Source organism: Bradyrhizobium sp. HKCCYLS3013 (genome assembly GCF_051167615.1).
Classification (GTDB): Bacteria; Pseudomonadota; Alphaproteobacteria; order Rhizobiales; family Xanthobacteraceae; genus Bradyrhizobium.
The window spans coordinates 107263-118464 of record NZ_JBNPTK010000004.1; the positions used below are offsets into that span (position 1 = coordinate 107263).

The window sequence follows — 11202 nt, forward strand, 5'->3', positions numbered from 1 at the left end:
GAGCGCAGCGACATCCGGGATCTCCCGTACTCTTCGTGTGAACCCGCATGTCGCTTCCGCTCATGCGGGCTACGGGGCCTATGACGTTTGCCCGGATGCAGCGACAATCACAACTGTCGTCCCGGCGAACGCCGGGACCCATACCGTGTGATCTGTCGTGGGATGTCACTGCCAGTTGCCTGCCTCATGACGGCCGGTGGTTGTGGGTCCCGGCGTTCGCCGGGACGACACTGTTGGGTGAGGCCGCAACGCCGGCCACGCGAATAGTTCCCCTCAACTGATCGTCGCGCCGCCGTCGATCACCATGGTCTGGCCCGTCATGAAATTGCCGGCGGCGGAGCCGAGGAAAACCGCCGCGCCGGCGATCTCGTCGGGGATGCCGATGCGGAGCAGCGGCGAGCGCGCGGTGGAGGCCTTGAGGTTGTCCGGATTGTCCCACAGCGCTTTGGCAAAATCGGTCTTGATCAGGCCGGGCGCGATGCAGTTCACGCGCACATTGTGCGGGCCGTATTCGCAGGCGAGGTTGCGCGCGAGCTGCATGTCGGCAGCCTTGGAGATCGCGTAGGCACCGAGGATGGTCGAGCCCTTCAGGCCGCCGATCGACGACACGATGATGATCGAGCCGTCCTTGCGCGCGATCATCTGCGGCACGACCATGCTGATCAGCCAGTTGTTGGCGACGATGTTGTTGTCGAGGATCTTCCGGAACTGATCGTCGGAGATGCCGGCGAGCGGCCCGTAATAGGGATTGGAGGCGGCGTTGCAGACCAGCACGTCGATCTTGCCGTAGATGCGGTTGGCCTCGTCGACCAGGTTCTGCAGGTTCTCCTTGCTGGAGATATTGGCGGCGACGGCCGCCGCCGTGCCTGCACCGAAGCGGTCATTGAGCTCCTTGGCGACGGCATCGCAGACATCGGCCTTGCGCGACGAGATCACCACCTTAGCGCCATGCTCGGCCATGCGCTCGGCAATGGCGAGCCCGATGCCGCGGGTCGATCCGGTGATGACGGCGACCTTGCCGGTCATGTCGAACAGGGTCATGGGGAGTCCTCCTGGGTTGAGTTGTTATGAGTTGCGGGATGGCAGCCGCGAGCTCGGTCGCGTAGCCCGGATGAGCGCAGCGACATCCGGGGTCTCACGCGCTGCAACGGTGAACCCGGATGTCGCTGCGCTCGTCCGGGCTACGAAGTTCACTACGCCAGCTTGCTCGTCGTCACCTCCGGCCCGGCCGGCTGGTGCATCGCGCGGTGCGCGGCATCGGCGATCCATGGCTGCTGGTTGACCATCGGCAACCGCCAAGTGCTGATGTCGCCAGCCACGATGTGGTCGAGCCGGGTCACCGAGCAGTTGTCGATGTCGAAAGCCAGCCCCTTCTCGACCAGGCCGCCGAGCGCGAGGCCCACCGCAGCCTTGATGGTGCCGCCATGGCCGACGGCGATGACGTCGCGGCCGGCTTCCGAAACGGTGATACGAGCAATCGCCGCGGTGACGCGGGTGTACAGATCCATGTAGCTCTCGCCGCCCGGCGCCGGCTCATCGATGGCGGCGAACCAGTGGCTGCCCGCGGGACGGCTGGCCAGGAACGCGGCGCGGTTCATGCCCTGCCATTGTCCGAGATGCTGCTCGGCAAAAGCGGCCTCCCTGACCATCGCTGCGGGACGCGGGAAGCCGGCGGCCCAGATCGCCTCGGCGGTCTGATGCGTGCGCATCAGATTGCTCGCATACCACGCCGCGCTGCGCGGCAGGATTTTTGCGACCGCCTCGAACACCTCGCGATCGGAGGTATCGCAGGCGATGTCAGACTGGCCGTAGATATTGCCGCCGTCGCTGCGCACCGGCGCGTGACGCACCCACCACCAGCGCGTGGTGACGACAGAAGGTTTCGTTGCATCAACCGACATCGCTCAACCCTTCCCTCCGCTCGTCTCTCGCTGTACGTGAAGGCCCAGATCGTCTCAAGCCGCTTGGCGATCTCAGCACGTTTGAAACGGCGTTTGAATTCCGTTGCGCGGCACGCAACTGACCACAATTGAAGCAGGAGGAAACATGGGCCGCCTCGAAGGCAAATCCGTCATCATCACCGGCGCCGGCAGCGGCATCGGCCGCGCCGCATCCTTGATGTTCACGAAAGAAGGAGCGCGGCTGATCGCGGTCGATCGCAGCGAAGGCGTCAAGGAGACGGTCGAGCTCGTCAAGCAGCAGGGCGGCATCGCGGAGGCCGTGATGGCCGACGCCGGTTCGGAAGCCGACGTGAGCGGCTTCATCGATCGCGCCGTTGCGACCTACGGCAAGCTCGACGTCATCTGGGCCAATGCCGGCATCTCCGGCGGCTTGATCCCGATCGCCGAACAGACCGTCGAGCACTGGCAGGAGATCCTGCGCATCAATCTGATCGGCCCGTTCCTCGCGGTGAAATACGCGATGCCGCACATGGTGCGGCAACAGCGCGGCGCCATCGTCTGCACGGCCTCCGTTGCGGGCCTGAAGTCCGGCGCCTCGGGTCATCCCTATGCGGCGAGCAAGGCCGGCGTCATCAGCCTGGTGCAGACCACGGCCTATTCGCTGTCCGGCACCGGCGTGCGCATCAATGCGGTCTGTCCCGGCCTGATCGAGACCGGCATGACCAAGCCGATCTTCGACGGCGCCAAGGAGCGCGGCACCGAAGGCAAGATCGGCCAGCTCAATCCGTTGAAGCGCGCCGGCCAGCCGCATGAGATCGCCGCCATGGCCCTGTTCCTCGCCAGCGACGAGGCCTCCTACGTCAACGGCCAGGCGTTCCCGGTCGACGGCGGCCTCACCGCGTCGATGCCGTATGCGGGCAAGCCGATCTAATTGAATGGCTGCCTCACTCTCCGCTGTCGTCCCGGCGAACGCCGGGACCCATAACCACCGGCCGGAGTGAGGCAGGTAACCGACAGCGACATCCCTCGATGGATCACGCGGTATGGGTCCCCGCGTTCGCGGGGACGACACCTGTTGTTGCCGCACGACTGCGGCCCCTAAACCACGATTGCCCGCCATCCCCACCGCTGTCGTCCCCGCGAACGCGGGGACCCATACCCCCAGGGAGCGGTTTGAGGCAGGCTGACGGTTGGCTTTTGGCCCAACACATCTGCTGCGGCGTATGGATCCCGGCTCTGCGCACCGCCAGCGCGTTCACGCTGTCGATGCTTGGCCGCAATGACGATATCCAAACATGCGCGTTCATTCCCGCGACGCATCCGCGCCCGAGTGATCCCGAAATTCACCGCCCTCAAACAGAGGGCGCAGGGAAGGCCAGGCGTCGGCTGACGCCTGCGGCCCGCCTGCGAAAGAAATGCAGGCGGCAGGTACCACAGGTGCAGCCGAGAACACCCGGCCTTCCCTGCGCGATGGTCTTAACGCTTATACGCAGTCTCCCTGGTGCGCCGGGCTTGTTGGCCACCATCGCCGCGCGGCGCTCAGGCCAACGCGACTTGATACCAGCATCGGGGTATCAGGACCCTGCGACTTCACGTCCGCGAACTGCCGTTCGTCCGCGTAGCAAGCTACGCTGCGACATCTCCGCGGCCACCGCCTCCCCGCCTCGCGTGTCGTGACGATCGCGCGCAACGCCCCTCTCGTTGAGGCGGGATGGCGGCCATCAAATCACAAATTCCGAAAAAGCGAAAGTAAAATCTTTCGCCTGCCCAGGCTGAACGAGGCGATCACCTTGATCACGCTCGCAAACTTTCTTTGCCGGCGCGACCGCGTCGTGTCGCAGCGGACAGCGGTCCGGTTCAAGCGCAGGCATCGGCGCTCGCTGCGATTTTTTCAGCCCACGTCTTCGAACCGCCTGCTTCGAGCCTCCGTCGAACTTCGCAAGCGGACCATTCCGGCCTCGCCGAAACCGAAGGATGGATCAGATGTCGAGATTGTCGAAACTAGCCCTGCTCACCTTGGGCGCCCTGGCGGCCGGCGCGGCCATGACGAGCGCGAGCGCGCGCGAGACCCAATGGCCGGGCTGTGAGCTGGTCTCCTGGACGGCCTGCGGCACCGACGCACAGGTGCAGCAATCGCAGCGCCGCCAGAGCCGCGATACCTCGCCGATCTACATGAAGCAGACCGATCCGCGCTACAGCAACGCGCTGACCGCGGCCGGTGGTGGCGGCGGAGGTGGTGGTGGCGGCGGCGGTGGGCGCTGAGCCCGCGCCAACGCGGGCCTGATGAGGAGCCCGGATGAGCGAAGCGACATCCGGGTTCAGCACTTCTGCCGGTGAAGAACCCGGATGTCGCTTCCGCTCATCCGGGCTGCCAAGCTACGCCGCTCCGGCCTTCTGCGCGTAGGCCCAGGCCTGCTTGGTCATCGGCACCATGCGCTTGACGGACTCGATGGCCTTGTCGTTGGCGGCGGTGCCGTCGCGGATGCGGCCGATGATGCCCTGCAAAATGCCGGCGAGCCGGAACAGATTGTAGGCGAAGTACCAGTTGAGGTCCGGCAGCTCCGTGCCGGTGACGCCGCGATAGATCGCGGCCGCCTCCTCCATGGTCGGGATGTTCAGCGCCTTCAGGTCGACCCCGTCGAGGCCCGGCATGATCCACTGCATCAAGAGATAGGTGAAATCGGCCATGGGATCGCCGAGCGTCGACAGTTCCCAGTCGAGCACCGCGATGACGCGCGGCTCTGATGCGTGGAAGATCATGTTGTCGAGCCGGTAGTCGCCATGCACGATCGAGACGCGCTGCTGCACCGGCAAGGTGCGCGGCAACCACTCGATCAGCTTCTCCATTTCCGCAAGGTGCTCGGTCTCGGAGGCGCGATATTGCTTGGTCCAGCGATCGACCTGGCGGGCGAAGTAGTTGCCCGGCTTGCCGAACTCGGCGAGGCCGATCGCCGCCGGATCATAGCTGTGCAGCTTCGCCAAGGTCTCGATCTTGCTGGTGAAGATCGCGCGCCGCTCGGGCGCTGCGACATGCGGCAGGGTCGGATCCCAGAACACCCGGCCCTCCTCCATCGACATGATGTAGAAGGCCGCGCCGATGACGCTGTCGTCGTTGCACAGCGCATAGGCCTTGGCGACCGGAAAGCCCTGCTTGCCGAGTGCTGCGATGACGCGGAATTCGCGATCGACCGCATGCGCCGACGGCAGCAGCTTGCCGAACGGCTTTCGCCTGAGCACGTAGGAACGCGCCGGCGTGTTCAGGCGATAGGTCGGGTTCGACTGGCCGCCCTTGAACTGGAGCACGGTCAGCGGGCCCTGATAGCCTTCGACATGCTCGGCCATCCAGGCCGCGAGCTTGGCCTCGTCGAAGCGATGCCGCTCCTCGACCGGCTTGGTGCCGGAGAATTCTTCGTCCTTCTTGACGCCGTCGGCCACGACGAACTCCCTTGGTGTTACGTCTCATCCTACGAGCCGCGGCGATTGCCGTTGCTCGTTTTTTTCGTCATTGCGGGCGTCGCCTGCGATGCCCGTGAGAGGGCTCAGTTACGTAGGGTGGGCAAAGCGAAGCGTGCCCACCATCTTGCTTCGCGCTCGACAATGGTGGGCACGCCTCCGACTGCGCGCTTTGCGCACAGCCGGAGGCTTTGCCCACCCTACGAGTTCAATGCCGCGGCTCGTTGGCGTATTTCTTCATCTCGAGCCGGGCGATGGCGCGGTTGTGCACCTCGTCCGGGCCGTCGGCAAGACGGAGCGTGCGGATGTTGGCGTAGTCCTTGGCAAGACCCGCATCATCCGACACGCCGGCGCCGCCGAACGCCTGGATGGCGTCGTCGATGATCTTCAGCGCCATGTTGGGGGCGGCGACCTTGATCATCGCGATCTCGCCCTGCGCGGTCTTGTTGCCGACCTTGTCCATCATGTCGGCCGCCTTGAGGCACAACAGCCGGCACATCTCGATATTGGTCCGGGCCTCGCCGATGCGCTGCTCCCACACCGAATGCTCGATGATCTTCCTGCCGAACGCGGTGCGCGTCATCAGCCGGCGCACCATCTTCTCCAGCGACTCCTCGGCCTTGCCGATGGTGCGCATGCAGTGATGGATGCGGCCGGGGCCGAGGCGGCCCTGCGCGATCTCGAAGCCGCGGCCCTCGCCGAGCAGGATGTTCTCCGCGGGCACGCGGACGTTCTCGAGCAGCACCTGGGCGTGGCCGTGCGGCGCGTCGTCGAAGCCGAACACCGGCAGCATCTTCTCGACCTTGATGCCGGGGGTGTCGAGCGGCACCAGGATCTGCGACTGCTGCTGATGCTTGGCGGCCGACGGATCGGTCTTGCCCATCAGGATCGCGATCTTGCAGCGCGGATCGCCGACGCCCGACGACCACCATTTGCGGCCGTTGATGACGTAATGATCGCCGTCACGCACGATCCGCGTCTCGATGTTGGTGGCATCCGACGACGCCACCGCCGGCTCGGTCATCAGGAAGGCCGAGCGGATCTCGCCGTCCATCAGCGGGCGCAACCATTTGCGCTTCTGCTCCTTGGTGCCGTAGCGGATGAACACCTCCATGTTGCCGGTGTCCGGCGCCGAGCAGTTGAACACCTCGGAGGCCCACGAAATGCGGCCCATCTCCTCGGACAGCAGCGCATATTCGAGATTGGACAGACCGGCGCCGCGGAACTCGTCGTCCTCATGTGGCGACGGCGGCATGAACATGTTCCACAGCCCTTCGGCCTTCGCCTTAGCCTTGAGGTCCTCCAGGATCGGGATCACCTTCCAGCGATCGCCCTCGGCGTCCTGCTGCTTGTAGATCGGCACCGCCGGGCGGACATGCTTGGTCATGAAGCTGCGCACGCGCTCCAGCCATTCCTGCTGCTTCGCCGACATCGTGAAGTCCATGGGACTCTCCTTGGGTGTTTCCTCTGAAATTTTGGCCGCAGTGTCGGCCCGCCCACGGCGTCCGCGCAAGTGTGATCTTGCGCGACACGACCGCGCGAACCGTCGCTGCAGCGCCGAAATGTCGCCCCACGGAAGAACCGTGATTGACATTGCGGCCGTCTCAAACAATAGTTTCATACAATTGTTTGAAACGCAACTCCCCGCTTCATCGTTCGGGAGGACGAGCATGGCGACCGACCAGACCCGGACTGCGATCCTGATCGCCGCCGAGCGGCTCTATGCCGAACGCGGCTTCTCCGACGTGACCTTGCGCGACATCGTGGCGGAGGCGAACGTCAATCTCGCCGCGGTGAACTATCATTTCGGCTCCAAGGACGAGCTGATCGCCGAACTGTTCGTGACGCGCTCGATCGCGCTCAACCGCGAGCGCCTGCGCGAATTGCGTGAAGCCGAGGATGCCGGCGGCGGCCGCGCCGACATCTCCGACATCCTGCGCGCCCTCGTCGGCCCGATCCTGCGCGGCTGCCTCGGCCCTGAGAACCAGCGCTCGGCGGTGGCGCAGTTCATGATCCGCGCCTCGATCGAATCGGTGCCGCCAATTCGCCGCATCAAGACCAAGGAAATCGACCATCTGCGGAAGTTCGCTGGCGCAATGCAGCGCGCCCTGCCCGACAGCTCCGAGGTCGATCTGTTCTGGGGCCTGCATTTTGCGCTCGCCATGGCGCATCACACCATCCGCGAGAGTGAGCGCCTCACCAAGCTCTCCGACGGTCAATGCGACCTCGACGATGTCGAGGATGTGATCGCGCGGGTGGTGCGCGGCGCCGTGCTCGGCTTGACCACGCGCGAGAGCGCGGCAAAGTCGAAGGTCAAGATTGCAGCGCGCAGCCCGTAGCCGGGATCCCACCATCCACCATGGAGTCCACTCGTGACGTACCGACCGCACCTGTTACTCGCCTTCGTCGCGTCCACACTCGTGATGGTGACCGCCAGCGAGCCGGTGCTGGCCCGCGGCGCCGCCGCCAGCATCATGAACTCGCCGGGCTATCAGCGCCGTCTGCAGGAATCGCGGCAGCAGCTTGGCGCGCCACCGCCCGCCCGGTACGTTGTAGAGCCGCGCTATCATGCGCCGCGGCACAAGGCGAAGCGGCACCGTCATCACAGCCACAATTAGGAGCAAACTCTCTCCACGGGTCGTCCCGGCGAACGCCGGGACCCATACCGCATGATCCGTCTTGAGGCACGCGGAGAGATATCGAGAGTCAGCACGCCGGCCGGTGGTTATGGGTCCCGGCGTTCGCCGGGACGACACCGGAGAATGACGCGACTAGCGGTGCCCTACACGACGCCCTGCTGCTTCAACGCCGCGATCTTGGCTTCGTCATAGCCCAGCCCCGACAGCACGTCCTGGGTATGCTCGCCGAGCAGCGGCGGCGCGCGGTAGTCGGTGATCGGCGTGCCCGAGAAGGTTAGCGCGTTGCGGATCAGGGACAGCTGCGGCTCGAACGGGTGCTCGACCTTCACCTCCATGCCGCGCGAGCGGACATGCGGATCGGCGAACACGTGCGCAAAATCGTTGACCGGCCCGCATGGCACGCCGGCCTTCTCCAGCTCCTCCAGCCAATGCGCCACCGAGTTCTTCAGGAACAGGCCGGCGAAGATCGCCATGATCTCCTTGCCGTTGACGACGCGGTCGTTGTTCCTGACGAATTTCGGATCGGTGGCGAGCTGGGGCGAGCCGAGCACGGCGCAGGTGCGCGCGAATTGCGCGTCGTTGCCGACCACCAGCATCAATTCGCCGTCGGTGCAGCGGAACACGCCGGCCGGCATGCCGCCATTGCCCCAGGTGCCGCGGCGCGGCGGCGACTTGCCGTTGACCAGGAAGATCTGGGCGTAGTGCGACAGCGACGCGATCACGGTATCGAACAGGCAGACGTCGATGTGCTGGCCGCCGCCGTCATTGACGTCGCGGTGATACAGCGCCGAAAGGATGCCGATCGAGGTGTTCATGCCGGTCATGTAGTCGACGATCGAGGGACCGACCTTCATCGGCCCCGCCCCCGGTTCGCCGTCCATGTGGCCGGTCACGCTCATCAGCCCGCCCATGGCCTGGAAGATCGCATCATAGCCGGCGCGCGGTGAATACGGCCCGGTCTGGCCGAAGCCGGTCACCGAACAGTAGATCACGTCGGGATTGATCGCCTTGATGGCCTCGTAGTCGAGGCCGTAGCGCTTGAGATCGCCGACCTTGTAGTTCTCCATGAACACGTCGCAGTCCTTGGCGAGCGCGCGGATGATCTCCTGCCCCTCCGGCGAGGCGATGTTGACCGTGACGGACTTCTTGTTGCGGTTGGCGCAGATGTAGAAGGAATTGTTATTGTTGGCCTTGCCGTCGGGATCCCTGAGGTAGGGCGGACCGAACGCGCGCGCGTCGTCGCCGGTGCCGGGCCGCTCGATCTTGATCACCTCGGCGCCGAGATCGGCCAGCATCTGCGCCGACAGCGGTCCGGCCAGGACGCGGGTCAGATCGAGAATCTTGATGCCAGAAAGCGGCAGGGCCGACATGGAGTTCCTCCGGGAGTTTTTATTCCTTGGCGCGGACATGCCCTGGCGAGGGCCCCGCCCGTCACTCGCCGATACACCATTTCGCGACTCGGAGCACTGCGCTGGCGGCATGCCGCCTTGCCCGGCACAGGACGTCACCCCGAGCACCGCGCCCCGGGCGACCCAAATCCTGGGCGGTGGAAACTCGTCGCCGCTCCAAGACGGCCGCTCCGGCGCGGACATTGCCGGATTCGCGACGGCCGGCCACTTTCTTGCTTCATTTTGTGTGCGACCGGAGTCCAGACACATCCGGACACAGGGAACAAGGAGCCGTTAAGCGTTACAGCCACAGCTGGAGGCAGGTTTGATGTCTTACCCTCTGGAGCACGCCATGACGTCGATCTCTGCCTCCTCGATGAGCGGCTTTTCCCCGCTCGACCTGCTCAAGCAGGAGCTCACCAAGGAAGTCTCGGCCGGCAAGGTCAGCTCGACCGACCAGACCGCCTTGTCGTCGGCGCTCGACGACATCGATTCCGCGTTGAAGAGCGGCAGCAGCAGCTCGTCCTCGTCATCGACCTCCAGCACACCGCCCTCGCCCAAGGAGATGCAGTCGAAGATCGACGATCTCATCCAGAGCGAGGTCGACAGCGGCAAGCTGACGACGGACCAGGCAAGCGAGCTGAAGAACGTGTTCGCCAACGCCTTCTCCGGCGGCCCGGGCGGCGCGGGTGGTGCCGGTGGCCCGCCACCCGGTCCGCCGCCGAGCGACGACAGCAGCAGCGACACCACCTCAAGCACCTCGTCCTCGTCGTCGTCATCGTCCTCGTCCCAGGTCGAGGAGCTCCTGAAGAAGCTGCTCGAGGCGCTGCAGAGCTCGAACAGCAGCACGACATCGTCCTACAGCGCCAGCGGCACCAGCTCGTCGAGCTCGACCAGCAAGTCGCTGGTGGTGGACTTCTCGGCGTGACCGAACGAAGACGCGCCGCGTAGTCCGCACGGCCTCGTGGCGCACCGCCTTCTCATCCTGGTCATTGCGAGGCAGCCGGGTTCTCCCAGCCAGCGCGTGAGCCCCGCATGTCGCTACGCTCATGCGGGCTACGGGGCTTCACTCCGGCGCGTTGAATGTCCGCGCAAAATACACCGGCGCGGCCGCCGCCTTCAGGCGGTAGAGCTGGGCCGGCCGGTTCGGTCCCTTGCGCATCTTGGCGACCGGCTCGATCAGGTCGGCCGAGAGCATGCGGGTGCGGAAGGCGCTCTTTTCCAGCGGACGATCGAGCACGATCTCGTAAGTCCGCTGCAGCTCGGGCAAGGTGAACTCCTCCGGCATCAGATAGGCCGGGAGCGAGGTGTACTCGACCTTGTTGCGCAGGCGTTGCACGGCGGCCTGCAGGATCTCGGCATGATCGAACGCGAGCTTCGGCTTCACGCTCATCCCCGCGAGCGGAAACCATTGCGCATCGGCCGCGAGCGCGGCCTCCGCTGCTGACGCCGGGATCAGCGCGAAATAGGCGTGCGTCGCCGACCAGCCGCGCGGGTCACGGTGCGCGCTGCCCCAGCTGCCGAGCTGCTCCAGATAGGGACTGAGGACGCCGGTCTTCTCGGCGAGCTTCCGCCCCGCGCAAGCTTCGAGATCATCGTCCTTGGCCACGTCAACGAAGCCGCCTGGCAATGCAAAGGCGTCCGGGAACGGCTCCCCCTCGCCGTGGCCGCGCCGCACCAGCAGCACGTGCAGCGCCTCCAGCCGGATCGTGAAGATGACGATGTCCACCGTGGTCAGCGGCCGCGGAAAATCCAGTCCGCCCGCTCTCGCGGCCGCTCCGCCGCCCTGCCCCTGCCGTGTTGCCATACCGCCCGCCCCCG

General features: G+C 65.5%; 11 protein-coding genes. 5 read left to right on the forward strand and 6 right to left on the reverse strand.

The window, feature by feature from the left end:
- Nucleotides 1–273 precede the first annotated feature (273 nt).
- Nucleotides 274–1041, reverse strand: coding sequence for an SDR family NAD(P)-dependent oxidoreductase (locus ACQR1F_RS09495; RefSeq protein ID WP_315800985.1), 768 nt, complete (start codon nucleotides 1039–1041; stop codon nucleotides 274–276).
- Nucleotides 1042–1193: 152 nt separating this feature from the next.
- The gene (locus tag ACQR1F_RS09500) at nucleotides 1194–1901 is read right to left on the reverse strand and encodes a histidine phosphatase family protein (RefSeq protein WP_316177093.1); all 708 of its coding nucleotides are present in this window, start codon (nucleotides 1899–1901) and stop codon (nucleotides 1194–1196) included.
- Nucleotides 1902–2046: 145 nt separating this feature from the next.
- On the opposite strand from ACQR1F_RS09500, the gene ACQR1F_RS09505 reads away from it, so the two are divergent.
- Entirely contained in the window at nucleotides 2047–2832 is a 786-nt protein-coding gene (locus ACQR1F_RS09505; protein WP_316237726.1) for an SDR family NAD(P)-dependent oxidoreductase, read from the forward strand.
- Between the two features lie 1052 nt (nucleotides 2833–3884).
- Nucleotides 3885–4163 carry a hypothetical protein gene (locus ACQR1F_RS09510; protein WP_315800988.1) on the forward strand — a complete coding sequence of 93 codons (279 nt, stop codon included), beginning with the start codon at nucleotides 3885–3887 and terminating at the stop codon, nucleotides 4161–4163.
- A 114-nt stretch (nucleotides 4164–4277) separates the two neighbouring features.
- Here the strand turns inward: ACQR1F_RS09510 and ACQR1F_RS09515 are convergent, their stop codons facing one another.
- The gene (locus ACQR1F_RS09515; protein WP_434912913.1) at nucleotides 4278–5336 is read right to left on the reverse strand and encodes a phosphotransferase family protein; all 1059 of its coding nucleotides are present in this window, start codon (nucleotides 5334–5336) and stop codon (nucleotides 4278–4280) included.
- Nucleotides 5337–5562: 226 nt separating this feature from the next.
- Nucleotides 5563–6798: an acyl-CoA dehydrogenase family protein gene (locus tag ACQR1F_RS09520; protein WP_434912914.1), complete on the reverse strand. Its 1236-nt coding sequence runs from the start codon at nucleotides 6796–6798 to the stop codon at nucleotides 5563–5565.
- A gap of 226 nt (nucleotides 6799–7024) precedes the next feature.
- Here ACQR1F_RS09520 and ACQR1F_RS09525 point away from each other — a divergent pair, with 226 nt between their 5' ends.
- Both ACQR1F_RS09525 and ACQR1F_RS09530 read left to right on the forward strand, forming a co-directional pair.
- Complete coding sequence (locus ACQR1F_RS09525) at nucleotides 7025–7693, forward strand: TetR/AcrR family transcriptional regulator (RefSeq protein WP_316216031.1); 669 nt, start codon at nucleotides 7025–7027, stop codon at nucleotides 7691–7693.
- 33 nt (nucleotides 7694–7726) lie between these two features.
- Nucleotides 7727–7972, forward strand: coding sequence for a hypothetical protein (locus ACQR1F_RS09530; protein WP_315800992.1), 246 nt, complete (start codon nucleotides 7727–7729; stop codon nucleotides 7970–7972).
- 164 nt (nucleotides 7973–8136) lie between these two features.
- Here the strand turns inward: ACQR1F_RS09530 and ACQR1F_RS09535 are convergent, their stop codons facing one another.
- Nucleotides 8137–9363, reverse strand: coding sequence for a CaiB/BaiF CoA transferase family protein (locus ACQR1F_RS09535; protein WP_434892427.1), 1227 nt, complete (start codon nucleotides 9361–9363; stop codon nucleotides 8137–8139).
- Between the two features lie 370 nt (nucleotides 9364–9733).
- Here ACQR1F_RS09535 and ACQR1F_RS09540 point away from each other — a divergent pair, with 370 nt between their 5' ends.
- On the forward strand, nucleotides 9734–10309 hold the full coding sequence (locus ACQR1F_RS09540) for a hypothetical protein (protein WP_434912915.1): 576 nt from the start codon (nucleotides 9734–9736) through the stop codon (nucleotides 10307–10309).
- 138 nt (nucleotides 10310–10447) lie between these two features.
- On the opposite strand, the gene ACQR1F_RS09545 is transcribed toward ACQR1F_RS09540, so the two are convergent.
- On the reverse strand, nucleotides 10448–11188 hold the full coding sequence (locus ACQR1F_RS09545; protein ID WP_434912916.1) for an NUDIX hydrolase: 741 nt from the start codon (nucleotides 11186–11188) through the stop codon (nucleotides 10448–10450).
- Nucleotides 11189–11202 lie beyond the last annotated feature (14 nt).